Source organism: Tatumella sp. UCD-D_suzukii (assembly GCF_000611875.2).
Classification (GTDB): domain Bacteria; phylum Pseudomonadota; class Gammaproteobacteria; order Enterobacterales; family Enterobacteriaceae; genus Tatumella; species Tatumella ptyseos.
The window spans coordinates 96122-122358 of record NZ_JFJX01000067.1 but is presented as its reverse complement, the minus strand read 5'-3'; the positions used below and the strand labels follow the sequence as shown (position 1 = coordinate 122358).

Genomic DNA, 26237 nt, shown 5'->3' with positions numbered 1-26237 from the left:
GGGTAAAACAGAAACCGTTAGATAACACGTTAATTTTAATAAATTAAATTAACGTATAATATGGACTGGTTGTCTCATGCAAGTGAGGAGCTTTAACGCGCTTATCTGACAGTAATTCCTTATGATGGCTCTGAAGCATTAAGTGCAGAACGGGTATTCACTTTCATACTGCCGGCCTTCACTATGGTTCGCCAGCCCTGTTAATTGCAAGCAAAAATGATTAAAGAAATTAACATTTCTTGTCAGTGTTTTTAATTTATCACCCGCAACGGGTATTCAGATATCCGAAAATTAACGCCGGGGGATAGCCGGAATCAGCACAAAAAGGATCAGAATAGCGGAAGGGAATGGCGTCCTGCAGACGCCATGAATGGTACTCAGGAAGAACGGGACCAGTGGACTTTTTTTCCGAAACCCAGAGTGTTATCGGTCATCTTCAGTTCATCCAGCCGTATCTCCCATAACGGGGCTTTCATCGCCCGGGCAATCGGAAAATGTTGCTGATAACAGGCCAGCGCCTGCTTTTCCCTTTCACCTTCAGGACGGAATATCTCTCCCGCATACTGGATGCCCTGAATCTTCATGACAGAACGGGTGGGTGTGGTCACCGTACCTGCGACACGGGGGTTGAGGCGCATTAATTCACCGTGCCGGGTGGTCTCCTCCGTCATCAGCCAGAACGCAATGCCGGTTTCATCCAGCACATAAAAGCAGTTGGCTGCCCATAAGGTGTCACCGCTACCGGTACAGAGTGTCAGCACATGGTTTTTTTTCAGATAGTTAAGGCAATGGTGCAGATCCGACATAGGCATCCCCGGGTGATGAAATCATGACATTCGCAGACATTGCGCGCTACACTGCCCGCTCTGAACTGAACAGGATAATTATCAGGATGGAAAATCGCTGGTTTCTTTATATGGTGCGTACAGCCACCGGTGCGTTGTATACCGGGATTACTACCGATGTCGCACGGCGATTTTTACAACATCAGCGCGGTACAGGTGCGAGGGCGTTACGGGGTAAAGGTCCGCTGACGCTGGTATTTCAGTGCCCTGCCGGTGACCGGTCACAGGCATCACGACTGGAATACCAGGTAAAGCAACGGACCCGGGCGGATAAGCTGTTACTGGTCAGCGACCAGCCCGCCGACCTGTCACCCTGGCTTATCGATCACCCGTAAAACGGCGCGGAAAGCTGTAACTCGCCGGCTTCATCCCCGACCGGATCGTTCGCCAGCGGATAAATAAGCAACGTCTGCTGCCGGTTATCGGCCGGTAACTGATAATGCAGTTTTTCACCCGGCCGGAACCCGACCTGTGTCAGGCAGGGCAGGTTTTCTCTGGCAACCACAGCCCCATAGCCAAACTCATTCAGGGTATCCAGGGCTTCCCGGACCAGCTGTTCATCAAGCGCAAGTGACCGGCAGGCGGCATCGATAGCCAGAGGAGACAGTAGCACCCAGCCTTTGTCTTCTCCCGCCAGAGTGACCGGGCTGAAGGCTGCATATCCCAGAATCTGGCCTTCGTCATCGGTAGCCACCATCCCCAGGGTCAGTAACCCCTGCTCACGTAGCTGTCTGACCCGTTCCGCTTCCTGCTCTGAGCCGAAGCAGTTTTTCAATAAACGGTCGATGCCTGGCGCATCAATACCAATTTCAGTCCGAATTAGCATGAGTTCTCTTCGCGCACCGTTATTACGCTGGCGTCCTGTGTCATTCCTGCTTCTGTAAATGCAGCCAGATGCTGCAACCCCTTAAGTAATATTGCCGGCATAGATTCGGGCTCGATAGCATCCATCAGGTTTTTTACTGCCAGTCCTAATTCTGTATCGCCTTCCACAACCAGCCGACGCTGAAAGAATAACATATCCGGGTCTTTCCGGCCTGCCGCGAGTAAAATCAAATCATTAGTATCCGCACGAAACCAGACATCCGCGTCCTGCCCGTCAGTGATCATAATCCGGTTGTTTTCCAGCGTCATCACCCACTTCAGCCGCAGGTCACGGATATCAATGCCCAGACGGCGCTGATGCAGAAAGTCAATGTCACCGGCCGTGATCAGCTGCCGGTATTGCCAGTTTATCAGTTGCCGTAATAAGGCCTTTTTACAGGAGAAAGGAACCAGACCCAGAGGCCCGGCCAGGAGGTTCGGCATTTCACTGACCAGATGATGATGTAATCGCTGCAGCATATTTTTCCTCAAATCGGTGGTAGGAAGACGGCTGCTATTTTAACTATCGCTGCGACAATTTTTGTGATTAACCCGCCATACACTGCCCTGTATCAACTTTTCGGTGGATAAATTTCCCTACACTTTTCTCCCTGATCTTTACAGGGAGAACGCTATGGAACTGCTGTGCCCGGCGGGAAATTTACCCGCGCTGAAAGTCGCCGCAGATAACGGGGCTGACGCTGTCTATGTCGGCCTGAAAGATGATACCAATGCCCGCCATTTTACGGGGCTTAACTTCACACCTGTCCGGCTGAAAGAAGCGGCCCGGTATCTGCATCAGCGAAAGAAAAAGCTGCATGTCGCGGTCAACACGTTCGCTCATCCGGAGGGGTTCAATCGCTGGAAACAGGCAATTGATATTGCCGCAGACAGCGGCGCGGATGCACTGATCCTCGCCGACCCCGCCTTGCTGGATTACGCCTGTACCCGCCACCCGACCGTGGAGCGGCACTTATCGGTCCAGGCGTCAGCCACCAATACCGAAGCCATTCTCTTTTATCAACGTGAGTTCGCTGTTCATCGTGTCGTTCTGCCGCGCGTCCTGTCATTACACCAGGTCCGGCAACTGGCGCGGGAAACCACCGTCCCGCTGGAAGTCTTTGCCTTCGGCAGCCTGTGTATTATGGCCGAAGGACGCTGCTATCTTTCTTCCTGGATGACAGGTGAATCCCCGAATACCGCGGGTGCCTGCTCACCGGCCAGATTTGTTCGCTGGCAAACCACCAGGCAAGGCATGGAGGCCAGGCTTAACGAAGTGCTTATCGATAGCTATCCGCCACACGAAAATGCAGGTTACCCCACACTCTGTAAAGGACGCTATCAGGTTGACGGTCAGTGCTACCACGTGCTGGAAGAGCCCACGAGCCTGAATACGCTGGCCTTACTGCCGGAACTGCAAAAGATGGGTATTGTCTCGGTAAAAATTGAAGGACGACAGCGCAGCCCCGCCTATGTCAGGCAGGTAGCGACCGTCTGGCGGCAAGCCATCGACCACTGTCTGAAATCTCCGGCGACCTTTAATGTCGACCCGCGCTGGATGCAGCAACTGGGTGAACTGGCGGAAGGTACGCAAACCACACTGGGTGCTCTGCACCGCCAATGGCAATAGGAAACAACCATGAAATATTCGCTCGGGCCGGTGTTGTGGTACTGGCCGACAGAAAAACTGAACACCTTTTACCAACAGGCCGCCAGCAGTGACGCGGACATTATCTATCTGGGGGAAACCGTCTGCAGTAAACGCCGTGCGACGTCATTTTCTCAATGGATGGAGATGGCAAGGCCGTTGGCGGCGGCCGGAAAACAAGTCGTTCTCAGTACACTGGCCTTATTACAGTCACCTTCTGAATTGAAAGAGCTGAGACGCTATGTGGATAACGGCGAATTTATGGTGGAAGCGAATGATATGGGCACCGTTAATCTGGCGGCTACCCACAGGTTACCTTTCGTCGCGGGTTATGCGCTGAACATCTATAATGCCGCCAGCCTGAAAATACTGCTGAAACAGGGTATGGTGCGCTGGTGCATGCCGGTAGAACTTTCCCGCGACTGGCTGAAAGCACTGCTGGAAGCGTGTGAGCGGGACGGCTTCCGGGATCAGTTTGAAGTGGAAGTGTTCGGTTACGGTCATTTGCCGCTGGCGCTTTCGGCACGCTGCTTCACTGCACGTTCAGAAAACCGTGATAAAGACCACTGTGAAACCTGCTGCCTGCGTTACCCGCAGGGCCGTCAGGTATTGTCACAGGAAGGACAACCGGTCTTTGTGCTTAATGGTATCCAGACCCTGAGCAGCTCTTGTTACCATCTGGGTAATGAACAGCAGGCAATGCAGTCCCTGGTCGATGTACTGCGGTTATCTCCGCAGGATCAGGATACCCCCGCCTTAATCAGCGAATTCCGCAACCATCTGCACATAAAGACACCTTTTACGCTGGATAAACGAACGTACTGTAATGGCTACTGGCATCATATCGAGGGTATGGCACTGGAGACGACCTTAGGGGCACAATCCGCGTAGGTATTCGCCGTTGAAAAAAGCTACATTCAGGGGGATGCTTTTCAGCATCACCCTGCTGGCGACGGCCAGGTGCTTCGGTATGATAAAGGTATACTTATGTCCCGTCTCAAACCCTTTAAGCTTTCTGTATTGGATCTCTCTCCGGTCCCGGCTCAGGCTTCTGTACAGGCTGCATTCGCCAACTCACTGGCGTTAGCAAAATATGCGGAATCCGCGGGATATCACCGCTACTGGCTGGCCGAACACCATAATATGACGGGCATTGCCAGTGCAGCAACGTCAGTACTGATTGGTTATCTGGCAGCCAATACCAAACACCTGCGCCTGGGATCAGGCGGAGTTATGCTCCCCAACCATTCCCCGCTGGTGATTGCTGAACAGTTCGGGACGCTGGCAACCCTTTATCCCGGACGAATTGATCTCGGGATCGGCCGGGCGCCAGGGTCAGACCAGCGCACGATGATGGCCTTACGCCGTCATATGTCAGCCAGTCATGAAGAGAATTTCCCGCAGGATATTGAACAACTGATCCGCTGGTTTGATGCGCCGGCAGGCAGCCATTTTGACGTTCAGCCGGTACCCGGAGTCGGGTTACAGATCCCGGTATGGTTATTAGGCTCCAGCCTCTATAGCGCACAACTTGCTGCGCAGCTGGGCTTGCCGTTTGCTTTTGCCTCGCATTTCGCCCCGGATATGCTCGCCGATGCGCTCACGCTCTACCGCGAAAAATTCAGACCTTCCGCCCGGCTGGCGGAACCCTATGTGGTTATCGGAGTAAATGTGATTGCGGCGGAAAGTAAAGCCAGAGCGCGCTTCCTGTTTACGTCACAGCAACAGCAGTTTATTAACCTGCGTCGCGGTATGCCAGGCCCCCTGCCCGAACCGGTAGAAACCATGGAGCCGCTCTGGTCACCGGCAGAAAAATACGGGGTGGAGCGTGCATTAGGAATGTCACTGGTCGGTGATCAACATTCGGTCACGCAGGGGATGGCTGCCTTACAGCAGCAATATCAGGCTGATGAGATCATCGTTAACGGTCAGATTTTTGACCCTGATTCCAGAATTTATTCCTTCTCTCTGGCGATGGCGGCGGCACAGTCACTGATGCAGTAATGCAGACAGGTATTCCGGAGACAGTTAAAAAAAAAGCGAGGGGATAATCCCCTCGCTTTTTTATTCAGGATAGCAGGCAAATTCAGAGAATGATCTGTCTCTGCCCGTCCTGCGGATTAGTACTCGCGACGACGCGGAGCCGGTGCTGCACCGTCTTCACGACGCGGGCCACGGCCTTCACGGTTACCGCTGAAAGAACCACGGCCACCACCTTCGCGACGGTCAGAGAAACGACGTCCGCCGCCTTCACGACCACCTTCACGGCCACCATCACGACCGCCACCACGACGGGGTTCACGGGACTGTGGCTGTGCATCACCAATCAGTTGCATATTCATCGGTTTGTTCAGAATACGCGTCTTGGTGAAGTGCTGCAGGATTTCACCCGGCATACCTTTCGGTAACTCAATCGTTGAGTGAGTACCGAACAGTTTGATGTTACCAATGTAACGGCTGCTGATATCACCTTCGTTGGCAATAGCACCAACAATGTGACGTACTTCAACACCATCATCACGGCCAACTTCAATGCGGTACATCTGCATATCACCCACATCACGGCGTTCACGACGCGGACGGTCACCACCGTCACGTTCACGGTTACCACGACGGTCGTCACGACCCCCACGATCACTACGCTCATCACGGTCACGGAATTCACGACGCGCAGGACGAGGGACATCAGCAGGAACGATCAGCGGACGTTCACCCTGAGCCATTTTCAGCAGAGCTGCGGCCAGAGTTTCCATATCCAGATCTTCCTGAGGAGATAATTTCTCCAGCAGTGCACGGTACTGATCCAGATCGCTGCTTTCCAGCTGCTGCTGAACACGTTCAGCAAATTTCGCCTGACGACGGGTACTCAGCAGTTCCGCATTCGGCAGTTCTACCTCAGGGATAGTCAGCTTCATGGTGCGTTCAATGTTACGCAGCAGACGACGCTCACGGTTCTCTACGAACAGAAGAGCGCGACCCGCACGACCCGCACGACCGGTACGGCCGATACGGTGAACGTAAGATTCAGCATCCAGCGGGATGTCGTAGTTCACGACCAGGCTGATACGTTCAACATCCAGACCACGTGCAGCAACATCGGTTGCAATCAGGATATCCAGGCGACCATCTTTCAGGCGCTCCAGAGTCTGCTCACGCAGTGACTGGTTCATGTCACCGTTCAGGGCAGCACTGCTGTAGCCGTTACGCTCCAGCGTTTCAGCCACTTCCAGCGTTGCATTTTTGGTACGAACGAAGATGATTGCAGCATCAAAATCTTCAGCTTCCAGGAAACGCACCAGCGCATCACTCTTACGGCCATAAGCAGTCCAGTAAGACTGGCTGATGTCAGGACGCGTAGTCACGCTTGACTGGATACGCACTTCCTGCGGATCTTTCATAAAGCGACGGGTGATGCGACGAATAGCTTCAGGCATAGTCGCCGAGAACAGCGCAGTCTGATGGCCTTCAGGGATCTGGGCCATAATAGTTTCTACGTCTTCGATAAAGCCCATGCGCAGCATTTCGTCAGCTTCATCCAGTACCAGACCACGCAGGTTGGACAGATCCAGGGTACCGCGTTTCAGGTGATCCAGCAGACGGCCAGGTGTACCCACAACAATCTGTGGTCCCTGACGCAGAGCGCGCAGCTGGACGTCGTAACGCTGACCACCGTACAGGGCCAGGACGTTTACACCGCGCATGTGTTTAGAGAATTCATTACAGGCTTCGCCTACCTGTACCGCCAGCTCACGCGTTGGCGCCAGCACCAGGATCTGAGGTGCTTTCAGGGCAGGATCAATGTTGTTCAGCAATGGCAGAGAAAATGCCGCTGTTTTACCACTACCGGTCTGAGCCATACCCAGGACATCACGACCTGCCAGCAGGTGTGGAATACAGGCAGCCTGGATTGGTGATGGTTTAACGTATCCCATGTCATTCAGCGCAGACAGGATGGATTCGTTAAGGCCCAGATCGGAAAAAGTGGTTTGAATATCAGTCATGTAGTACACGTGCCTCTTAGATTACGGCGGCCAGTCTACATAACTCGTCATGAAAACTTTCAGTTATTTTCATTGAAAAGTGTGAACCGGCTCAAATTAGAAGTTTTTGACGAATAAAACACCCCTCACCCCGAAGGATGACAGGAAAAAAAAAAGGGTGTCAATTTTCGTCAGCTATTGCTGGTCAGATTCTGATAAGTCGTCTTGTGCCTGGCCGAGTTCTGCCAGTTCCAACAATGCGTATCGGTGTTCAACAAAGTTATTCACGTTGTTGGCAACCGCCAGTTTGAACAACGCTTCTGCGTTGTCCTTCTCCCCCAGACTTAGGTAGTACTTACCTAAATAGAAGTTGGTTTCACTGAGATGTTCAGCGAGCGAGGTGTTATCCGTTGCATCTGCCTGTAGTCGTTGCATCAGTGTTTTCTCACTGATATCGCCCAGGTAGAACTCGACAATATTCCATCCCCATTGATCTTTATTCGCAGAGTCATAACGCTGTCTGAGCGCGACTTTCGCTTTTTTCGCATCAATCTCACGTTCTGCGAGATAGAGCCAAAGCGCACGAAACGGATCATTAGGATCGTCTTGATAAAACGCCAGCAGATCATCTTGCGCTAACTTGTATCGTCCACCGTAGTAGAGGGCGATACCTCGGTTTAAATGCGCATAATTGTAAGTTGGATCAAGCTCTAGTACAGAATCAAACGCTTCATAGGCAGAATCAAAATTACCTGCCTCGGTTAAATATATGCCAAGATAGTTAAACACTTCCGGCATATCTGGTCTTATAGACAATGCATGGGAAAAATCGTTCCGTGCAAGTGCCCGCAAACCAAGACTATCATACAACACTCCGCGCTCATATAAAAGCTGTGCGCGTTCATCATCTGTAAGGGCACCAGTGGCAAGTATTTGTTCCATCCTTGCCAGAATCACTTCCTGTTGCAATGTGGGTTGCAAAGGGACAGCAAGAACTTCATTCTGACGCCAGTTGTCAGAGCTGCTGCATCCTGCAAGCACTAAAGCTGCTGCAACAAAACCCCAACGCAAATAAGGCTTCATTATCCCACTCCCGAATACAAACATTAGGATGAATATCCTTTCATCCGCCTGCCGTGCAAAGGAATCCTGCCCTCGCGATAACATAAATCCTTCCCCCTGAATACTCAGAGGGAAGGATAATCATCGGACGATTAACCAGCGTCAGCCGGGTTCGCCGCGGTATTTTCTTCTGCCTGCGGCTTTTCAACCGCTTCTTTGATGCTCAGGCGGACACGACCCTGACGGTCGACTTCCAGTACCTTAACCGGTACTTCCTGACCCATCTGCAGATAGTCTGTCACTTTCTCTACACGCTTATCAGCGATCTGAGAAATATGTACCAGACCTTCTTTACCGCCACCGATCGCAACGAAAGCACCGAAATCAACGATACGGGTCACTTTACCGTTATAGATACGACCCACTTCGATTTCTGCGGTGATTTCTTCGATACGGCGAATGGCTTCTTTCGCTTTGTCACCGTCGGTTGCAGCGATTTTCACGGTACCATCATCTTCGATTTCGATGGTGGTGCCGGTTTCTTCGGTCAGGGCACGGATCACAGAGCCACCTTTACCGATGACGTCTTTGATCTTATCCGGGTTAATACGGATAGTGTGAATACGCGGTGCGAATTCAGAAATTTCAACACGTGCGGTGCTGATAGCCTGTTCCATGGTGCCCAGGATGTGCAGACGCGCACCCTTAGCCTGGTTCAGTGCAACCTGCATAATTTCGCGAGTGATACCTTCAATCTTGATATCCATCTGCAGGGCAGTGACACCCTCACGGCTACCGGCAACTTTAAAGTCCATATCGCCCAGGTGATCTTCATCGCCCAGAATATCGGACAGTACCACGTAACGATCACCTTCTTTTACCAGACCCATCGCAATACCGGCAACGGCAGCTTTGATAGGAACACCGGCATCCATCAGCGCCAGAGAAGCACCACAGACAGAAGCCATTGAAGATGAGCCGTTTGATTCTGTGATTTCAGAAACAACACGAACGGTGTACGGGAACGCATCCTGTTTTGGCATGACTGCCAGCACACCACGTTTCGCCAGACGACCGTGACCGATTTCACGACGCTTAGGCGAACCAACCATTCCGGTCTCACCGACAGAATATGGAGGGAAGTTGTAGTGGAACAGGAAGCTGTCGGTCTTCTCACCCATCAGCTCGTCCAGGTTCTGTGCATCACGCGCAGTACCCAGTGTCGCGGTAACCAGCGCCTGAGTTTCACCACGGGTAAACAGCGCAGAGCCGTGAGTACGTGGCAGAACACCGGTACGGACATCCAGACCACGAACCATATCTTTTTCACGACCATCGATACGTGGTTCACCGTTCAGGATACGAACACGTACAACGTCTTTCTCAATGGCGTGCAGCAGATCACTGATTTCGCCTTCGTCCAGCGTTTCGTCTTCTGCCAGTAATGCTGCAGTCGTTTCGCTCTTGATCAGGTTAACCTGCTCGTAACGTTCCTGCTTCTCAGTGATGCGGTAAGCATCGCTCAGACGGCTTTCAGCCAGTGCAGCAATACGTGCATTCAGGGCTTCGTTCGCCTGCTCTGGCTGCCAGTCCCAGCGAGGTTTACCCGCTTCAGCCACCAGAGATTTAATGTTCTCGATAACAACCTGCTGCTGCTCGTGACCAAACACGACTGCACCCAGCATCTGCTCTTCGCTCAGGATATCCGCTTCTGATTCAACCATCAGTACGGCATTTTCTGTCCCGGCAACCACCAGATCCAGACGGGATTCTGCCATCTCATCACGGGTCGGGTTCAGAACGTACTGGTCATTGATATAACCTACACGTGCCGCACCGATTGGGCCATTGAAAGGAACACCTGACAGAGACAGTGCTGCAGAGGCACCAATCATCGCAACGATATCCGGGCTTACCTGTGGGTTAACGGAAACCACGGTCGCAATGACCTGGACTTCGTTAACAAAACCTTCAGGGAACAGCGGACGTACCGGACGGTCGATCAGACGAGCGATCAGGGTTTCACCTTCACTCGGACGACCTTCACGGCGGAAGAAGCTTCCCGGGATACGACCGGCAGCGTAAGTGCGCTCCTGGTAGTTCACGGTTAACGGGAAAAAGTCCTGGCCTGGCTTCGCTTTTTTCTGACCGACGACGGTCACAAAGACACAAGTGTCGTCAATGCTTGCCATTACGGCACCGCTCGCCTGGCGAGCCATCATTCCGGTTTCCAGAGTGACCGTATGCTGGCCATACTGGAATTTACGTACAATCGGATTCAGCAAAATTTAGATCCTTTAATTTTATCAGACGCCGCGTTCGGGCTGCCTGAATTTTGGTTTTGATCTTTTGTGCATCCTCGCGACTAATGACAAAGCTCACGTCCCGATACTCAGGGCGGATAAGGTTTCTCATTAGCCGCGCGAATCGTGCAAATAAAGATCACTCACAGTAACAATACATGAGTTTTAACAGAAATACTGCCAGTCACCCAAAAAAAGGGGCCGTAAAGGCCCCCTTTTCGCGAAACTCGCTCAAATTTTTTCGCCGGAAACAGAATGATACCGAGGCACAATTCTGGCCCTGGAAAAAATTCGTCAGACTTAGCGACGCAGACCCAGGCTTTCGATCAGGCTGGTGTAACGTGCAACATCTTTACGCTTCAGGTAGTCCAGCAGCTTACGACGCTGGGAAACCATGCGCAGCAGACCGCGACGGCTGTGGTGATCTTTTTTGTGCTCAGAGAAGTGACCCTGCAGGTGATTGATCTGAGCAGTCAGCAGAGCAACCTGAACTTCAGTTGAACCGCTGTCATTAGTACCACGACCGTATTTAGCAACGATCTCTGCTTTAGCTTCTACGCTTAGAGACATAATAAACTCCAGTATATGTTTGATTTCAGGTCGCCGATCTCTAATTCAGCTTCCCACTTTAAAGCCGCGCCATTCTACTCTGCGCCAGAGATGAGTGCAAATAACTCAGTCGAAATTTTCAACGACCAGTCGGCGCGGCGCAACACGGCCCTGATCATCAATTTCTGCCATGCCGATGAATTTTTTAGCCTCACCTTCACTGACACGCACCAGCCCGTCAGAAGGCGCTCCGGCTATCTGTACCGGCTGTCCCAGTTTAAACCAGTAACTGACCGATTCAGGCAGATTCACTAACGGATAATCCGCGGCCGGGCTATCCATAGGCATCAGTAACGCATCCAGCGGCGCGGTATTCACCTGCCCTTGCTCATCCGGGGTGGCCAGTGCCTGTAACTGTTCCAGAGTCACCATATTATCCATCGGATAACGGGCGACCTGTACGCGACGCAGCATAATGACATGCGCTCCGCAGCCCAGCTTTTCACCCAGATCATCGATAATGGTCCGGATGTATGTCCCTTTCGAACAATGGATTTCCAGCTCCAGTTCATCACCTTCATGACGGATAAACTGTAACTCGTATACCGTGATCGGCCGCGGCTCGCGCTCGACAGTGATCCCCTGGCGGGCATACTCGTACAGCGGGCGTCCCTGATGCTTCAGTGCAGAGAACATCGAAGGGACTTGCTGCGTATCCCCGCGAAAGCTTTCCAGCGCCTGAGCAAGTTCGTCTGCAGAAAAGGTCACAGGACGCTCTTCAACGACGTTACCATCGGCATCAGACGTATCTGTCCGTTGCCCCAATCGGGCAATAACACGGTAACGCTTATCAGAGTCCAGCAGATAACGGGAAAACTTGGTCGCTTCCCCCAGACAGATGGGTAACATCCCCGTCGCCAAAGGGTCAAGCGCACCGGTGTGCCCGGCACGATTGGCGTTATAAATACGTTTTACTTTCTGCAGCAGGTCATTTGAGGAAATACCGGTGGGCTTATCCAGCAACAGTACCCCGTGTATATCACGACCACGGCGACGGGGACGGCCCATCAGTCCTCCTTGTTCTCTTCTGCAGTATGACCACGACGTTCGTTGTCGTTTTTGACCACGCTTGAGACCAGGTTAGACATCCGCATCCCCTCAACCAGGGAATTATCATAGAAGAATGTCAGTTCAGGCACGATACGCAGACGCATCGCTTTCCCCAGCAGAGTACGAATAAACCCGGAAGCATCCTGCAGGGCTTTGACACCGGTTTTTACTGCGTCTTCGTCTTTGTCATTCAGGAAGGTCACGAAGACTTTGGCGTAGGCCAGATCCCGGGAGACTTCAACACTGGAGACGGTGACCATCATTCCAAGACGTGGATCTTTGATTTCACGCTGAATGATCAGGGCAATTTCTTTTTGCAGTTCCTGAGCCACACGCTGAGAACGACCGAATTCTTTTGCCATAATATTTTGCTCCTCTCAAATAATTCGGGAGGCCAGCGGCCTCCCAAATCGTCGTAATCCGATAACGATTAATCGATGGTCCGTTTGATCTCGATGATTTCAAACACTTCGATAGCATCGCCGGCGCGAACATCATTATAGTTCTTCACACCGATACCACATTCCATACCGTTACGGACTTCGTTAACGTCATCTTTGAAGCGGCGCAGAGATTCCAGCTCACCTTCGTAGATAACCACGTTGTCACGCAGAACACGGATTGGGTTGTGACGTTTCACGATACCTTCGGTCACCATACAACCAGCAATCGCACCAAATTTCGGTGACTTGAAGACATCACGGACTTCGGCCAGGCCGATAATCTGCTGTTTGTATTCAGGTGCCAGCATACCGCTCATCGCTGCTTTAACTTCGTCAATCAGGTGATAGATGACGGAGTAGTAACGCAGATCCAGGCTTTCAGTATCGATAACACGACGCGCTGACGCATCGGCACGGACGTTGAAGCCCAGTACGATAGCGTTAGAGGCTGCGGCCAGCGTAGCATCCGTCTCAGTGATACCACCGACACCGGAACCAACAATCTTCACTTTCACTTCGTCGGTAGACAGTTTCAGTAAAGAGTCAGAGATAGCTTCCACAGAACCCTGTACGTCCGCTTTCAGAACGATGTTCAGTTCAGAAACATCACCTTCGCTCATGTTCGCAAACATGTTTTCCAGTTTAGATTTCTGCTGACGAGCCAGTTTAACTTCACGGAATTTACCCTGACGATACAGTGCAACTTCACGGGCTTTCTTCTCGTCACGAACCACTGTCGCTTCATCACCGGCGGCAGGAACACCTGACAGACCCAGGATTTCCACAGGGATAGACGGACCGGCTTCCAGGACTTCCTGGCCCAGTTCGTTACGCATGGCACGAACACGACCATATTCAAAGCCACACAGGACGATATCGCCTTTGTTCAGAGTCCCTTCACGCACCAGGATGGTCGCCACAGGGCCACGTCCTTTGTCCAGGAAGGATTCAATAACAACACCGCTTGCCATGCCACTACGTACTGCGTTCAGTTCCAGAACTTCCGCCTGCAGCAGGATAGCCTGCAACAGATCGTCAACACCGGTACCGGCTTTCGCAGATACATTGACGAACATGTTTTCGCCGCCCCACTCTTCCGGAATGATCCCGTACTGAGTCAGTTCGTTCTTAACACGGTCCGCATCGGCTTCCGGCTTATCAATCTTGTTCACCGCAACCACGACAGGTACGTTAGCCGCTTTGGCGTGCTGGATAGCTTCGATAGTCTGAGGCATCACACCATCGTCTGCAGCCACCACCAGGATAACGATATCGGTCGCCTGAGCACCACGAGCACGCATTGCGGTAAACGCGGCGTGGCCCGGGGTATCCAGGAAGGTGATCATTCCGTTACCGGTCTCAACGTGGTAAGCACCGATATGCTGGGTAATACCACCCGCTTCACCGGAGGCAATTTTCGCAGAGCGAATGTAATCCAGCAGAGAGGTTTTACCGTGGTCAACGTGACCCATGATGGTCACTACCGGCGCACGTGATTCTGCTTCGGTGTTACCCCCCAGATCACGGTCGCTCATTACGGCTTCTTCCAGCTCGTTCTCACGACGCAGGATAACTTTATGACCCATCTCTTCAGCAACCAGCTGCGCAGTTTCCTGATCAATCACCTGGTTAATGGTGGCCATCGCACCCAGTTTCATCATCACTTTGATGACCTGAGAGCCTTTAACGGCCATTTTGTTCGCCAGTTCAGCAACAGTTACCGTTTCGCCGATAACAACATCGCGGTTAACGACCTGTGCCGGCTTGTTAAAGCCCTGCTGCAGTGCGCTGCCTTTACGATGCTTACCACCTTTACCACCACGGATAGCGGCACGGGCTTCTTCACGGTCAGTTTTCGCTTCAGAGTGCTTGTTGCCTTTTTTGGCACGCGGGCTCTTCGTTGCAGTACGGGTACGGCCACGGCCACCTTCAACCTGACGGTCGTTCTCGTCTTCTGCCTGACGGGCATGCGTCGAGGTGGTGACGTGGTAGTCAGAAGAATCTTCAGTTTCAACTGGCTTCTGCCACTCTTCACCTTTCTCTTCAGCCAGGCGACGGGCTTCTTCCGCGATACGTTTCGCGTCTTCTTCCAGTTTACGGCGGGCTTCTTCTTCGGTCTTACGCTTGAGTTCAGCGGCTTCCGCTTCGCGGCGAGCTTTATCTGACAGCGCTGCCTTGGTCATATCGTTGTTTTGTTGATTTGTCACTTTTGTCTTTTCCGCAGCTTCACGCTTAGCTTTTTCTTCGGCTTCACGCTTCGCTTTTTCTTCAGCTTCACGTTTCGCTTTTTCTTCGGCCTCGCGTTTGGCTGCTTCTTCAGCCTCACGGCGTGCCGCCTCTTCCGCTTCACGCTGTGCCTGCGCTTCTGCTTCTGCCTGGCGTTCTGCCTCGGCATCATCTTTCACATAGGTACGCTTTTTGCGGACTTCAATTTGCACCGATTTACTTTTACCGCCGGTGCCCGGAATATTCAAGGTGCTACGCGTTTTGCGTTGCAGAGTCAGTTTACCTGAATCGGCAGTACCATGCTCCCGATTCAGATGCGACAGGAGCTGTTGTTTTTCCTGCTCTGTCACAGAGTCATTTTCAGACTTGGAAATCCCTGCATCAGCCAGTTGCTGTACAAGACGATCGACAGGGGTCTGTATTTCTGCAGCTAACGATTTTACAGTTACATCAGTCATGCTGTTCCTTCCTGTTTGTTATGCGTCGCCGCCAAACCAGCAGATATTACGTGCAGCCATAATAAGCTCACCGGCTTTCTCTGAGGAAAGCCCTTCAATATCTGCGAGGTCGTCGATACCCTGTTCAGCCAAATCTTCCAGAGTGCAGACGCCTTTAGCTGCCAGACGATAGGCCAGGTCTTTATCCATATCCTGCAGTGCCAGTAAGTCATCCGCAGGTTTCTGGTTGCCTAAACTCTCTTCTTTCGCTAACGCCAGGGTGGTCAACGCATTTTTAGCTCGTTCACGCAGAGCCTCTACCATCTCTTCATCGAGCCCATCGATTTCCAGCAGCTCATCGACCGGCACATAGGCCAGTTCTTCCAGAGTAGAGAACCCTTCTTCTACCAGTGCAGTGGCAAATTCCTCGTCGATATCGAGGTGTTTTGTGAACATATCGATGGCTGCATGAGCTTCTGCCTGATGCTTAGCCTGCAGGTCATCAACTGTCATCACGTTCAGTTCCCAGCCACTCAGCTGTGAAGCTAAACGTACGTTTTGGCCATTACGGCCGATCGCCTGAGCCAGATTACCGGCTTCAACAGCGATATCCATGGTGTGATTATCTTCGTCCACAACAATGGATGCGACATCAGCAGGGGCCATGGCATTGATAACAAACTGTGCCGGATTATCATCCCACAGCACGATATCGATACGCTCACCGCCCAGTTCACTGGAAACGGCCTGCACACGAGCTCCGCGCATACCTACACAGGCACCCACCGGATCGATACGTTTGTCATTCGTTTTTACTGCGATTTTCGCACGGGATCCCGGGTCACGGGCCGCGCCTTTAATTTCGATCACTTCTTCGCCGATTTCCGGCACCTCAATGCGGAACAGTTCTTTCAGCATTTCAGGTTTAGAGCGGCTGACGAACAGTTGCGCTCCGCGGGCTTCCGGACGGACGGCATAGAGAATACCGCGAATACGGTCACCCGGACGGAAGTTTTCACGTGGCAGCATATCTTCACGGATAATCACCGCTTCCGCGCTGGTAATAGAACCATCGGTCGGGCGGACTTCCAGTGAGATATTGTCACGGTTAACTTTTTTCACCACACCGGTGATGATTTCACCTTCCTGCTCACGGAACTGGTCAACGACCATCGCACGTTCAGCTTCACGTACTTTCTGAACAATAACCTGTTTCGCGGTCTGGGTGGTGATACGGTCAAAAGTGACTGACTCGATTTGATCTTCAACAAAATCGCCTGGATTGAGGTTTTCGTCTTCGAATTTCGCCGCTTCCAGTGTGATTTCACGGGTAGGCAGCGTCACTTCTTCAACGACAAGCCAACGACGGAAGGTATCAAAGTCACCACTTTTACGATCAATACAAACACGAACATCAATTTCCTGTTCGTATTTTTTCTTTGTGGCTGTTGCAAGCGCACTTTCCAGCGCTTCAAAAATTTTTTCGCGCGGCAGAGATTTCTCGTTAGAAACGGCTTCTACAACAGCTAAGATTTCTTTGTTCATCCTGGTTAGCCTCAATCCGGACGTTTAAAAATGGGGGACCAGATTCGCTTTCTGAATATTGCTCAGCGCGAATACTTCATCATTACCCTCGACGGTCACGGTCACCATTTCACCTTCTACGGCTTTAATGATACCTTGCCATTTACGGCGGTTCTGCACCGCGATACGCAATACCAGGCTGACTTCATCGCCGATGAAACGCTGGTAGTGTGCGGCAGTGAACAGTGGTCTTTCAAGACCTGGTGAGGAAACTTCAAGGTTATAAGCGACTGTCACCGGGTCTTCGACATCCATAACAGCGCTTACCTGGCGGCTGACATCAGCACAATCATCAACATTGATGCCATCCTCACTATCAATGTAGATACGCAGAGTCGAGGTACGACCGCGGACGAACTCAATACCAACCAGTTCGTAGCCGAGCGCTTCTACCGGAGCAGTGATTAATTCTGTTAATTTTTGTTCTAATGTGGACAAGCCCACCCCCAAGACATAAAAAAAGGGCCTGAAGCCCAAAATTACGATTACCTGATAACAAAAAACCCCGAATATTCGGGGCTTTTTATCACTGGACCCTGTGTTTTTCGCCATGCGAAAAAGCACATACCAAAAGAGTTTTTTTCAAAATCAGGTGAGAAAGGATACCTGCTGGTCTTTTGAAAAACAACTCTAAGGGAAAGTGGTTGCGGGGGCCGGATTTGAACCGACGACCTTCGGGTTATGAGCCCGACGAGCTACCAGGCTGCTCCACCCCGCGTCCGAAACGTGGCGAATATTACGCCGAACATGCAATAATTGCAAGTTAAACTGAATTGGTACCGAGGACGGGACTTGAACCCGTAAGCCCAATTGGGCACTACCACCTCAAGGTAGCGTGTCTACCAATTCCACCACCTCGGTACTGCTTAAGACGCCGGAGAAACCAGTCGTCGAAAGTAAGGGTACTGCTGATATTACTTTGTTTACTGCTTTACTACTTACTGCGGGATGTCGCTACCTGGTGCTGCCGGTTTAGCCGGTTGCTGGGTCTGTTCAGACTTCGCAGGGGCACTCAGATTTTCCCACTCACTTCCTCTGGCGCTTTTGTTGGTGTTCATGTTGCCAAGGAGCAGACTCAATATAAAGAACAGCGCAGCCAGAATGCCGGTTGTACGAGTCATAAAGTTACCAGACCCATTCGAACCAAACAGTGTACCTGACGCACCAGCACCAAAAGATGCTCCCATATCAGCGCCTTTACCTTGCTGCAGCATTACCATGCCGATAAGGCCAAGTGCTACCAGAAGGAAAACAACTAAAAGAGCTTCGTACATAATTGACCTGTTTCCTTGTACGCCACCGTACAGTTAAAGCTTCACCTTGCGCCGATAAATAAATACTTACCTATCAGAAGCGGGTCTGAATACTAACCAATGGCGTGATTCTCTGCAAGAGCAATTTTCTTCGCAGATTCCGATTGCCGATAAAAACACCACTCTGGTGATTTTATCGGCAGTGGCTTTTTGCAGAATGAATTATACCGCTTTCACCGCATCAGCAATCCGGTTAGCCAGCAAGGTGACCTGCTGACGATCTTCGCCTTCCACCATGACACGAATCAGAGGTTCTGTGCCTGATTTACGCAGCAGTACACGGCCCCGGCTGCCCAGCTCCTTTTCGACCTCTTCAGTCACCGCTTTCACGGAGGCTGCCGTAAGCGGATCCGAATCCCCGCTAAAGCGCACATTCACCAGTACCTGAGGCAATAATTTCATGCCGCTGCATAAGTCATGCAAACTCATGTGATTACGCACCATTGCCGTTAATACCTGCAGACCGGCCACAATACCGTCTCCGGTGGTGGTTTTATCCAGCAAAATAACATGGCCTGAGTTTTCAGCACCCAGCTGCCAGCCCTTTTCCTGCAGTTTTTCCAGCACATAGCGGTCGCCCACTTTCGCTCGGGCAAACGGGATCCCTAACTGCTTAAGGGCCAGTTCCAGGCCGATATTACTCATCAGCGTGCCGACGACGCCGCCACGCAGGTTCCCCTGGCGCAGTTTTTCGCGGGCGATAATATAAAGGATCTGGTCACCATCGACCTGGTTGCCCTCGTGGTCAACCATCATAATACGGTCACCGTCACCGTCGTAAGCGATCCCTGCATGGGCTTTTTCTGCCAGTACCCGCTGCTGCAATAAACGCAGGTCGGTCGCACCACACTCTTTATTAATATTCATCCCATCCGGCTGTGCGGCAATGGTAATGACTTCCGCCCCCAGTTCCAGCAATACATTGGGAGCAATGTGGTAAGTCGCCCCGTTTGCACAGTCGACCACAATTTTCAGACCATTCAGGTTCAGTTCACTCGGGAAGGTCCCCTTACAGAACTCAATGTAACGACCTGCGGCATCCACAATACGACTGGCTCTGCCCAGTTCAGCGGAAGGCACACAAGTGATCGTTTTTTCCATTTCCTGTTCGATAGCCGTTTCGACATCATCAGGCAGTTTTGTCCCTTCGGTCGAAAAGAACTTAATACCGTTATCATCGAAAGGATTATGGGACGCTGAGATCACAATACCTGCTTCTGCGCGGAAGGTACGGGTCAGGTAGGCAATGGCCGGCGTGGGCATTGGCCCGGTAAAGGCCGCCGACAGTCCGGCAGCCGCAAGGCCCGCTTCCAGCGCAGATTCCAGCATATAGCCGGAAATCCGCGTGTCTTTACCGATAATAATTTTCTTTGAACCATGGCGAGCTAATACCTTACCGGCCGCCCAGCCTAAACGGAGTACAAAGTCTGGCGTAATCGGCGCTTCACCAACCTTGCCGCGAATCCCATCGGTGCCGAAATATTTGCGCTCACTCATACTGTTATCCTTTCGCTCTTAATGTGGCTTCCGCAACCCGCAGCGCCTCAACACTTTCTTTAACATCATGGACACGGACGATTTGTGCCCCCTGCATTGCAGCAATCACCGCACATGCCAGGCTCCCGCTCAGACGCTGGTTCGGTCCGACATTCAGCAACTGTCCAATCATCGATTTACGTGACATTCCGACCAGCAGGGGCAGACCGAAATGATGGAAATGGTGCAGACTGGCCAGTAGCTGATAGTTATGCCCGAGATTTTTACCGAAACCAAAGCCCGGGTCGAGCAGGAGATTCTCTTTTTTTATTCCGCCTTCAATACAGCGTGCAATATGTTCCGTAAAAAAACGATCCACCTCGGCAATCACATCGGTGTAGCCTGGCGCGTTTTGCATGGTTTCCGGTTGCCCCTGCATATGCATCAGACAGACCGGCAGCCCGGTCTCTGCTGCCGCAGATAATGCCCCGGGCACCTGTAAGGCACGCACATCATTAATGAGATGCGCTCCCGCCCGGGCCGCTTCGCGGATCACTTCCGGGCGTGACGTATCCACGGATATCCAGACTTCAAAGCGACGGGCAATTTCGGTGACGACCGGGATCACCCGCTCAAGTTCCTGCTCAACGCTGACTTCTGCCGCGCCTGGCCGGGTAGACTCACCGCCGACATCGATGATAGTGGCTCCGGCAATCACCATTTCGTTGGTATGAGTAATAGCGTCAGACAGGGTGACATGGCTTCCGCCGTCTGAGAATGAGTCCGGAGTCACATTGAGTATTCCCATCACATGGGGGAATGAGAGGTCGAGTTCGGAATCCCGGGCATACAGCTTCATTGAGCAACTTCTCCCTGCAGCAAAAAACGGCAATAAAAAACCCCGGACAAGCCGGGGTTTCATTTTAACGCGAAATCATCTTATTTATCGAATGATTCACACATTGTATTACCTGGATCCTCAGTGCGCGGTTCATCAACCGGACGCGGAGGCTGAGGTGCAGGCGTACCGCTGTTACCGTCGGATGAAGAACCGCTGTTTTTCGGCTCTTCCCAACCGGCTGGCGGACGAACATCACGACGGGCCATCAGATCATCAATCTGAGGAGCATCAATGGTCTCGTACTTCATCAGCGCATCTTTCATGGCATGGAGGATGTCCATGTTTTCATTCAGAAGCGTGCGGGCACGATCATAGTTGCTGTCGATCAGATGTTTCACTTCCTGGTCGATAATACGTGCTGTCTCATCTGACATATGTTTCGCTTTAGCCACTGAGCGGCCCAGGAAGACTTCACCGTCTTCTTCTGCGTACAGTAATGGCCCCAGTTTTTCTGAGAAGCCCCACTGCGTTACCATATTACGTGCCAGATTAGTGGCCACTTTAATATCGTTAGACGCACCGGTCGAAACACGTTCAGCACCATAGATAATCTCTTCAGCCAGACGACCACCGTACAGGGTCGAAATCTGACTTTCGAGTTTCTGACGGCTGGCACTGATAGCATCGCCTTCCGGCAGGAAGAAGGTGACACCCAATGCGCGTCCGCGCGGAATAATGGTCACTTTGTGTACCGGGTCGTGTTCCGGCACCAGACGACCGATAATTGCATGGCCTGCTTCGTGGTATGCCGTGGACTCTTTCTGAGCTTCGGTCATGACCATTGAGCGACGTTCCGCTCCCATCATGATTTTGTCTTTCGCTTTCTCAAACTCAACCATGGAGACGACACGTTTGTTGCCACGGGCGGCAAACAGTGCGGCTTCGTTGACCAGGTTCGCCAGGTCTGCCCCGGAGAAACCAGGCGTCCCGCGCGCAATGATTGCTGCATCGATATCTGTTGCCAGAGGAACACGACGCATATGAACTTTCAGGATCTGCTCACGGCCACGGACATCCGGTAAACCGACGACAACCTGACGGTCAAAGCGTCCCGGACGCAGTAACGCAGGGTCGAGAACATCCGGACGGTTAGTCGCGGCAATAACGATAATACCTTCGTTACCTTCAAAACCATCCATCTCAACCAGCATCTGGTTCAGCGTTTGTTCACGTTCATCGTGTCCGCCACCCAGACCTGCACCACGCTGACGGCCTACAGCATCAATCTCATCGATAAAGATGATACAAGGTGCGGCTTTCTTCGCCTGCTCGAACATATCACGGACACGGGACGCACCCACACCCACAAACATTTCGACGAAGTCTGACCCGGAAATAGTAAAGAAAGGTACTTTGGCTTCACCCGCAATCGCTTTTGCCAGCAGGGTCTTACCGGTCCCCGGAGGACCTACCATCAGTACGCCTTTAGGAATTTTCCCGCCCAGTTTCTGGAAACGGCTGGGTTCACGCAGATATTCAACCAACTCACTGACTTCTTCTTTTGCCTCATCACATCCGGCAACATCAGCAAACGTCGTTTTGATCTGGTCTTCGGTAAGCATACGCGCTTTACTTTTACCGAAAGACATAGCGCCTTTACCGCCACCGCCCTGCATCTGGCGCATAAAGAAGATCCACACGCCTATCAGTAACAGCATCGGGAACCACGAAATAAAGATTGAAGTCAGCAGACTTGGCTCTTCAGGTGGCTCACCGACAACTTTCACATTTTTAGTCAGCAGGTTGTCGAGCAACTTGGGATCGTTGACAGGGATATAGGTCGTATATTTACCACTGTCCTTTTTAATTACGTCAATTTCACGCCCGTTAATACGTGCCTCGCGGACCTGATCCTGGTTCACTTCCGACAGGAAAGTTGAATAATCAACCCGCCGGCCATTCGACTCGCTGGGCCCAAAGCTCTGGAATACCGACATCAGTACGACCGCGATGACTAGCCAGAGAATCAGGTTTTTCGCCATGTCACTCAAGGGATTAACCTCATATTACAACGATGTTAACAGACAGCGTAGGGTACTATAGTTTGCGCCCAGTCGCTACAATGTACACTTCACGTGAACGTGAACGTGAAGCGTCAGGCTTCCGAATTTTCACTTTCGTAAACAGGGAGCGAATTTCCCGCAGGTATTCCTCGAAGCCATCTCCCTGAAACACTTTCACTACAAAACTACCACCCGGCGCCAGAATATCCCGACACATATCTAACGCCAGTTCTACCAGATACATCGAACGTGGAATATCCACTGCCGGGGTACCACTCATATTCGGTGCCATATCAGACATGACGACCTGAACTTTATTATCACCGACCCGTTCCAGCAATGCCGCAAGGACAGCTTCATCACGGAAATCCCCCTGAAGGAAGTCTACCCCTACAATAGGGTCCATCGGTAGCAGGTCGCAAGCAATAATGCGTCCTTTCGATCCTATTTGCTGTACTGCATATTGGGACCAACCGCCGGGGGCTGCCCCCAGATCGACAATAGTCATGCCGGGTTTAAATAATTTGTCACCCTGCTGAATTTCATCCAGTTTAAACCAGGCGCGCGAACGCAACCCTTTTTTTTGTGCTTGTTGCACATACTTATCGCTAAAGTGTTCCTGTAGCCAGCGACTTGAACTGGCTGAACGCTTCTTACCGGTCATAATTTTTCCAACTAATTCCACATCCTCGCGATAAAACATCACGTAAATGTCGCGTTGATTTGGCGATAACCCAGAGATGGCGGTACAATGACCTGTTTTCAATCCCTGAGTAAGTAAATAATACGATGAATCTGAGTACCAAACAAAAACAGCACCTCAAAGGTCTGGCACATCCCCTGAAACCCGTTGTCATGTTAGGTAACAACGGCCTGACTGAAGGTGTTCTGGCGGAAATCGAAAGTGCACTGGAACACCATGAGCTGATCAAGGTGAAAATTGCCGGCGAAGATCGCGAAACAAAAAACTTAATTGTTAGCGCAATCGTCCGTGAGACCAAAGCCTGTGAAGTTCAGGTTATCGGCAAAATACTGGTGCTGTATCGCCGTTCTAAAGAAAACAAAATTTCTCTGCCACGCTGATTCCGGCGCCAAAGAAATTGCCACGCTCCGGTGTGGGTGAAAAGGCCGCACCGCGGCCTTTTCTGTTCTTTACATTCCTGCAGAACAACTTATGTTACCACGCTCAAGGTCCCGGTGTCGCTTTAACGCTCAGATTTCACGGCAATGACTGCCCGGGATGTCTGTAGGGTTCACCGCAAGTAATTTAAGCGTAGCAAGAGATTACAGGTATTCCACCCGCAGGATCTCATATTCCACATCGCCGCCCGGCGTTTTGATAATGGCGACATCATCTGCCTGTTTTGCAATCAAACCACGTGCCATAGGTGAATTCACAGAAATCAGATTTTGCTTAAAATCAGCTTCATCATCACCCACGATGCGGTAAGTCGACTCTTCATCGGTCGCGGTGTTATAAACCGTCACAGTTGAACCAAAAATAACCCGTCCTGTGGCTGGCATTTTAGTCACATCAATGATCTGTGCGTTTGATAATTTCGCTTCGATTTCCTGAATACGCCCTTCACAAAAACCCTGCTCTTCACGAGCTGCATGATATTCGGCATTCTCTTTTAAATCCCCGTGTTCACGGGCTTCCGCGATTGAGGCAATGATCCGCGGACGTTTAACTGTTTTTAATTCTTCCAGTTCTATACGCAGTTTCTCAGCCCCACGCAGCGTCATAGGAACCTGACTCATCTTAAACTCCTCGTTATCTTATGTGTAGAAGTGTCATCCTGACTGATGACTGCAGAAAACAACGTTCTGCAACGCGTTAATTTCAGAATAAAACAACCCTGTCCGGGGCAATATTCACCACAGACAAGGATCAATTTTTCATTTTGATACGTATTTTACCCCGGAGTTCCCTATGGGTCATCGTTTACTTTGCCCTATAAGGGGACGTAGTATTGCGACTTCCTCCGTTACTTAGCCCGAGATTATGCGATTTTTACGACTTATATCAGGATTGACTCTCGCTTTTACTCTGCAGGCCCAGGCAGCTATTCCTGTAGAGCAATATACACAATATCTGCCGACCGGGGCCAGTCTGGCATTTCTGGCAGAAAAAGTCGGCTCGCAGGAACCTTTGGTCAACTATCATGGTGAGCAAATGGCGCTGCCGGCCAGTACCATGAAAATTTTCACGGCGCTGAGCGCTTTGCTGGAGCTGGGCAAAGATTTCAGATTCCGTACCACGTTTGAAACCTCCGGGAAAATCAGTAACGGAACATTACAAGGGGATCTGGTCGCCCGGTTTGCCGGCGACCCGAGCTTTACCCGCCAGGATCTGCGGGCCATGGTCAGCAGCCTCAAAAAACAGGGTATTACCCATATTGATGGCAACCTGGTGATCGATACTTCTGTGTTCGCCAGCCATGATGCGGCGCCGGGCTGGCCCTGGAATGACCTGACACAATGTTTTGATGCCCCACCGGGGGCTGCAATTATCGATAAAAACTGTTTCTCAGTGGCGCTGTATAGCGCTGATACGCCGGGGAAAAATGCGTATATCCGTATCGCGTCTTATTATCCTGCGCATATGTTCAGTGAAGTACGGACGATTGCCCCTGACTCCGGTGAAGGGCAATATTGCGAGCTGGATGTCGTGCCGGGCGAACTGAACCGCTACACCCTGACCGGCTGTCTGCGTAAACGGGCAGACCCGTTACCGTTAGCGTTTGCCGTACAGAACGGGGCGGCCTGGGCAGGAGAGATCCTGCGTGATGAATTACGTCAGGCGGATATCGACTATACCGGCCATCTTCTGCGCCGCACGCAGCCGACGCCTCCGGCGACGCTGCTGGCCAGCCATGACTCGGCACCTCTGCATGATTTGCTGCACCATATGCTGAAGGTGTCCGATAACATGTATGCGGATACCATTTTCCGGACGATCGGCCACTACTATTTCAATGTCCCGGGAACCTACCGTGCCGGTTCAGATGCGGTCAGACGTATTCTGCGGGAAAAAGCGGGTATTGATTTAGGCAATACCGTTCAGATGGACGGGTCAGGGTTATCACGTCATGACCTGGTTTCTCCGGCAACGATGATGCAGGCCCTGCAATATATCGGTAAAAATGACAGCACTCTGGACTTTATCAGTATGCTGCCGTTGTCCGGCCATGACGGCACACTGCAGTATCGTGGCGGACTGCATGAAGCCGGTGTTGACGGTAAGCTGTCTGCGAAAACCGGTTCACTGCAAGGGGTTTATAACCTGGCCGGATTCCTGACCACGGCCAGCGGTACCCGGATTGCCTTTGTGCAGTACCTTTCCGGTTACGCAGTACCGCCTCAGGACCAGCGAACCCGCCGTGCCCCGCTGGTACGGTTTGAAAGTCGTCTGTATCGCGATTTATATCAGCAATACTAACGGGCAAAGAAAAAGCCGCTTTCAGTCATGAAAGCGGCTTTTTTATGGGTG

The 26237-nt window shown here is 51.6% G+C and carries 25 protein-coding genes and 2 tRNA genes; 6 read left to right on the top strand and 21 right to left on the bottom strand.

The annotated features are described in order from the left end of the window. Nucleotides 1–377: 377 nt before the first annotated feature. Entirely contained in the window at nt 378–806 is a 429-nt protein-coding gene (locus tag CG67_RS15685) for a YhbP family protein (protein ID WP_025903879.1), read from the bottom strand. 86 nt (nt 807–892) lie between these two features. Here CG67_RS15685 and CG67_RS15680 point away from each other — a divergent pair, with 86 nt between their 5' ends. Next, nucleotides 893–1180, top strand: a complete 288-nt coding sequence (locus CG67_RS15680) for a GIY-YIG nuclease family protein (RefSeq protein ID WP_025903878.1) — start codon at nt 893–895, stop codon at nt 1178–1180. Here CG67_RS15680 and CG67_RS15675 read toward each other — a convergent pair. Together CG67_RS15675 and CG67_RS15670 are read right to left on the bottom strand one after the other, a co-directional pair. Beyond that, the gene (locus CG67_RS15675; RefSeq protein ID WP_025903877.1) at nt 1171–1671 is read right to left on the bottom strand and encodes a GNAT family N-acetyltransferase; all 501 of its coding nucleotides are present in this window, start codon (nt 1669–1671) and stop codon (nt 1171–1173) included. The genes CG67_RS15680 and CG67_RS15675 overlap by 10 nt on opposite strands. Continuing rightward, nucleotides 1665–2189, bottom strand: a complete 525-nt coding sequence (locus CG67_RS15670) for an SCP2 domain-containing protein (protein ID WP_025903876.1) — start codon at nt 2187–2189, stop codon at nt 1665–1667. The genes CG67_RS15675 and CG67_RS15670 overlap by 7 nt, the downstream gene beginning before the upstream one ends. A 154-nt stretch (nt 2190–2343) precedes the next feature. Here CG67_RS15670 and CG67_RS15665 point away from each other — a divergent pair, with 154 nt between their 5' ends. From CG67_RS15665 to CG67_RS15655, 3 genes are all read left to right on the top strand, one after another. Then, entirely contained in the window at nt 2344–3339 is a 996-nt protein-coding gene (locus CG67_RS15665) for a peptidase U32 family protein (RefSeq protein WP_025903875.1), read from the top strand. Between the two features lie 9 nt (nt 3340–3348). Beyond that, nucleotides 3349–4248: a U32 family peptidase gene (locus tag CG67_RS15660; RefSeq protein WP_025903874.1), complete on the top strand. Its 900-nt coding sequence runs from the start codon at nt 3349–3351 to the stop codon at nt 4246–4248. 96 nt (nt 4249–4344) lie between these two features. After that, nucleotides 4345–5361, top strand: coding sequence for a luciferase-like monooxygenase (locus tag CG67_RS15655; protein WP_025903873.1), 1017 nt, complete (start codon nt 4345–4347; stop codon nt 5359–5361). A gap of 116 nt (nt 5362–5477) precedes the next feature. Here the strand turns inward: CG67_RS15655 and CG67_RS15650 are convergent, their stop codons facing one another. The 17 genes from CG67_RS15650 to rlmE all read right to left on the bottom strand — a co-directional run bounded on the left by CG67_RS15650 (nt 5478) and on the right by rlmE (nt 23408). Then, nucleotides 5478–7358 (bottom strand): DEAD/DEAH family ATP-dependent RNA helicase, encoded by a 1881-nt coding sequence (locus CG67_RS15650; protein WP_025903872.1) that lies wholly within the window; start codon nt 7356–7358, stop codon nt 5478–5480. 16 nt (nt 7359–7374) lie between these two features. Further along, on the bottom strand, nt 7375–7431 hold the full coding sequence (gene yrbN, locus CG67_RS18840; RefSeq protein WP_111678723.1) for a protein YrbN: 57 nt from the start codon (nt 7429–7431) through the stop codon (nt 7375–7377). A gap of 101 nt (nt 7432–7532) precedes the next feature. Continuing rightward, nucleotides 7533–8420 carry a lipoprotein NlpI gene (gene nlpI / locus CG67_RS15645; RefSeq protein WP_025903871.1) on the bottom strand — a complete coding sequence of 296 codons (888 nt, stop codon included), beginning with the start codon at nt 8418–8420 and terminating at the stop codon, nt 7533–7535. Nucleotides 8421–8551: 131 nt separating this feature from the next. After that, a complete protein-coding gene (pnp, locus tag CG67_RS15640) occupies nt 8552–10684 on the bottom strand; it encodes a polyribonucleotide nucleotidyltransferase (protein ID WP_025903870.1) in 2133 nt (710 codons plus the stop codon). Nucleotides 10685–11002: 318 nt separating this feature from the next. After that, nucleotides 11003–11272, bottom strand: a complete 270-nt coding sequence (rpsO, locus tag CG67_RS15635) for a 30S ribosomal protein S15 (RefSeq protein ID WP_025903869.1) — start codon at nt 11270–11272, stop codon at nt 11003–11005. 105 nt (nt 11273–11377) lie between these two features. After that, entirely contained in the window at nt 11378–12319 is a 942-nt protein-coding gene (gene truB, locus CG67_RS15630) for a tRNA pseudouridine(55) synthase TruB (RefSeq protein WP_025903868.1), read from the bottom strand. Continuing rightward, nucleotides 12319–12723, bottom strand: a complete 405-nt coding sequence (gene rbfA / locus CG67_RS15625; protein ID WP_025903867.1) for a 30S ribosome-binding factor RbfA — start codon at nt 12721–12723, stop codon at nt 12319–12321. The genes truB and rbfA overlap by 1 nt, the downstream gene beginning before the upstream one ends. Before the next feature lie 68 nt (nt 12724–12791). Continuing rightward, complete coding sequence (gene infB, locus CG67_RS15620; RefSeq protein WP_025903866.1) at nt 12792–15488, bottom strand: translation initiation factor IF-2; 2697 nt, start codon at nt 15486–15488, stop codon at nt 12792–12794. Between the two features lie 18 nt (nt 15489–15506). Continuing rightward, nucleotides 15507–17012, bottom strand: a complete 1506-nt coding sequence (gene nusA / locus CG67_RS15615; protein ID WP_025903865.1) for a transcription termination factor NusA — start codon at nt 17010–17012, stop codon at nt 15507–15509. A gap of 24 nt (nt 17013–17036) precedes the next feature. Beyond that, nucleotides 17037–17489 carry a ribosome maturation factor RimP gene (rimP, locus tag CG67_RS15610; protein ID WP_025903864.1) on the bottom strand — a complete coding sequence of 151 codons (453 nt, stop codon included), beginning with the start codon at nt 17487–17489 and terminating at the stop codon, nt 17037–17039. A gap of 203 nt (nt 17490–17692) precedes the next feature. Continuing rightward, a tRNA-Met gene (locus CG67_RS15605) sits at nt 17693–17769 on the bottom strand. A gap of 56 nt (nt 17770–17825) precedes the next feature. Next, a tRNA-Leu gene (locus tag CG67_RS15600) sits at nt 17826–17912 on the bottom strand. A 77-nt stretch (nt 17913–17989) separates the two neighbouring features. Next, nucleotides 17990–18325, bottom strand: a complete 336-nt coding sequence (gene secG / locus CG67_RS15595) for a preprotein translocase subunit SecG (protein WP_025903863.1) — start codon at nt 18323–18325, stop codon at nt 17990–17992. A gap of 201 nt (nt 18326–18526) precedes the next feature. Further along, nucleotides 18527–19861: a phosphoglucosamine mutase gene (glmM, locus tag CG67_RS15590; protein ID WP_025903862.1), complete on the bottom strand. Its 1335-nt coding sequence runs from the start codon at nt 19859–19861 to the stop codon at nt 18527–18529. Nucleotides 19862–19865: 4 nt separating this feature from the next. Next, nucleotides 19866–20699 carry a dihydropteroate synthase gene (gene folP, locus CG67_RS15585; RefSeq protein ID WP_025903861.1) on the bottom strand — a complete coding sequence of 278 codons (834 nt, stop codon included), beginning with the start codon at nt 20697–20699 and terminating at the stop codon, nt 19866–19868. An 80-nt stretch (nt 20700–20779) separates the two neighbouring features. Continuing rightward, nucleotides 20780–22723, bottom strand: a complete 1944-nt coding sequence (ftsH, locus tag CG67_RS15580; protein ID WP_025903860.1) for an ATP-dependent zinc metalloprotease FtsH — start codon at nt 22721–22723, stop codon at nt 20780–20782. Nucleotides 22724–22778: 55 nt separating this feature from the next. After that, nucleotides 22779–23408, bottom strand: coding sequence for a 23S rRNA (uridine(2552)-2'-O)-methyltransferase RlmE (gene rlmE / locus CG67_RS15575; protein WP_025903859.1), 630 nt, complete (start codon nt 23406–23408; stop codon nt 22779–22781). Nucleotides 23409–23533: 125 nt separating this feature from the next. On the opposite strand from rlmE, the gene yhbY reads away from it, so the two are divergent. Then, nucleotides 23534–23827 (top strand): ribosome assembly RNA-binding protein YhbY, encoded by a 294-nt coding sequence (yhbY, locus tag CG67_RS15570; protein ID WP_025903858.1) that lies wholly within the window; start codon nt 23534–23536, stop codon nt 23825–23827. 201 nt (nt 23828–24028) lie between these two features. Here the strand turns inward: yhbY and greA are convergent, their stop codons facing one another. Continuing rightward, complete coding sequence (greA, locus tag CG67_RS15565; protein ID WP_025903857.1) at nt 24029–24505, bottom strand: transcription elongation factor GreA; 477 nt, start codon at nt 24503–24505, stop codon at nt 24029–24031. Nucleotides 24506–24749: 244 nt separating this feature from the next. On the opposite strand from greA, the gene dacB reads away from it, so the two are divergent. After that, nucleotides 24750–26186, top strand: a complete 1437-nt coding sequence (gene dacB / locus CG67_RS15560) for a serine-type D-Ala-D-Ala carboxypeptidase (RefSeq protein ID WP_025903856.1) — start codon at nt 24750–24752, stop codon at nt 26184–26186. Nucleotides 26187–26237 lie beyond the last annotated feature (51 nt).

Bases quoted from the DNA above. Each gene is read 5' to 3' on its own strand.
- CG67_RS15685 (WP_025903879.1), bottom strand. From the start codon at position 806: ATGTCGGATCTGCACCATTGCCTTAACTATCTGAAAAAAAACCATGTG.
- CG67_RS15680 (WP_025903878.1), top strand. From the start codon at position 893: ATGGAAAATCGCTGGTTTCTTTATATGGTGCGTACAGCCACCGGTGCG.
- CG67_RS15675 (WP_025903877.1), bottom strand. From the start codon at position 1,671: ATGCTAATTCGGACTGAAATTGGTATTGATGCGCCAGGCATCGACCGT.
- CG67_RS15670 (WP_025903876.1), bottom strand. From the start codon at position 2,189: ATGCTGCAGCGATTACATCATCATCTGGTCAGTGAAATGCCGAACCTC.
- CG67_RS15665 (WP_025903875.1), top strand. From the start codon at position 2,344: ATGGAACTGCTGTGCCCGGCGGGAAATTTACCCGCGCTGAAAGTCGCC.
- CG67_RS15660 (WP_025903874.1), top strand. From the start codon at position 3,349: ATGAAATATTCGCTCGGGCCGGTGTTGTGGTACTGGCCGACAGAAAAA.
- CG67_RS15655 (WP_025903873.1), top strand. From the start codon at position 4,345: ATGTCCCGTCTCAAACCCTTTAAGCTTTCTGTATTGGATCTCTCTCCG.
- CG67_RS15650 (WP_025903872.1), bottom strand. From the start codon at position 7,358: ATGACTGATATTCAAACCACTTTTTCCGATCTGGGCCTTAACGAATCC.
- nlpI (WP_025903871.1), bottom strand. From the start codon at position 8,420: ATGAAGCCTTATTTGCGTTGGGGTTTTGTTGCAGCAGCTTTAGTGCTT.
- rpsO (WP_025903869.1), bottom strand. From the start codon at position 11,272: ATGTCTCTAAGCGTAGAAGCTAAAGCAGAGATCGTTGCTAAATACGGT.
- truB (WP_025903868.1), bottom strand. From the start codon at position 12,319: ATGGGCCGTCCCCGTCGCCGTGGTCGTGATATACACGGGGTACTGTTG.
- rbfA (WP_025903867.1), bottom strand. From the start codon at position 12,723: ATGGCAAAAGAATTCGGTCGTTCTCAGCGTGTGGCTCAGGAACTGCAA.
- infB (WP_025903866.1), bottom strand. From the start codon at position 15,488: ATGACTGATGTAACTGTAAAATCGTTAGCTGCAGAAATACAGACCCCT.
- nusA (WP_025903865.1), bottom strand. From the start codon at position 17,012: ATGAACAAAGAAATCTTAGCTGTTGTAGAAGCCGTTTCTAACGAGAAA.
- secG (WP_025903863.1), bottom strand. From the start codon at position 18,325: ATGTACGAAGCTCTTTTAGTTGTTTTCCTTCTGGTAGCACTTGGCCTT.
- glmM (WP_025903862.1), bottom strand. From the start codon at position 19,861: ATGAGTGAGCGCAAATATTTCGGCACCGATGGGATTCGCGGCAAGGTT.
- folP (WP_025903861.1), bottom strand. From the start codon at position 20,699: ATGAAGCTGTATGCCCGGGATTCCGAACTCGACCTCTCATTCCCCCAT.
- ftsH (WP_025903860.1), bottom strand. From the start codon at position 22,723: ATGGCGAAAAACCTGATTCTCTGGCTAGTCATCGCGGTCGTACTGATG.
- rlmE (WP_025903859.1), bottom strand. From the start codon at position 23,408: ATGACCGGTAAGAAGCGTTCAGCCAGTTCAAGTCGCTGGCTACAGGAA.
- yhbY (WP_025903858.1), top strand. From the start codon at position 23,534: ATGAATCTGAGTACCAAACAAAAACAGCACCTCAAAGGTCTGGCACAT.
- greA (WP_025903857.1), bottom strand. From the start codon at position 24,505: ATGAGTCAGGTTCCTATGACGCTGCGTGGGGCTGAGAAACTGCGTATA.
- dacB (WP_025903856.1), top strand. From the start codon at position 24,750: ATGCGATTTTTACGACTTATATCAGGATTGACTCTCGCTTTTACTCTG.